1 protein-coding gene is annotated in these 478 nt (G+C 55.9%); it reads right to left on the bottom strand.

Annotated features, from left to right (window positions below):
* On the bottom strand, nt 1-478 hold a 478-nt coding region (locus tag EOA29_RS41975; RefSeq protein WP_189479200.1), incomplete at both ends, for a hypothetical protein.

A 478-nucleotide genomic window follows, 5' to 3' on the forward strand; every position in this document is an offset into this window, starting at 1 on the left:
GTGTGACCCGTGTGCACCATAGCCTTGTAGGCGACTATATGCTGCAGCGTTCTCTGGATAGTCAACTTGGCTAGCTTTCAATCTGTCCATTGCGCCGATCACGTCGTCGAGCTCAAAGAGTCCCTTGTCTACAGGCTTGGCCAGCGCCTCCACGGTCTCGATATCCCCTCCGCCGGCACTTATCCTATCAATCTGATTTGCAAGAGCGACTCCTCGGCCACTGACTTTGTTGGCTACTAGCAGGCGCATTAGCGCAATACGATCCGATGGTGTACCGGACAACTGCAGCCCTACCTTTGCCGCACAATCATAGGCGTCGCTTTGCAAGCTTGGGGAAAATCCGCGATATTTGATGACCGCACTAATGACGCTCAGGTCGTACTTGCCGATGAGACTGCATAGAGACGGGGGGGCGACGCCCACATCCCCAAGCGCAGCAAGAATCGTCGGTCGCAGGTCTTCGTGCCCGCTTTCGTCC

It is taken from the genome of Mesorhizobium sp. M1E.F.Ca.ET.063.01.1.1, from assembly GCF_003998155.1.
Lineage (GTDB): Bacteria > Pseudomonadota > Alphaproteobacteria > Rhizobiales > Rhizobiaceae > Mesorhizobium.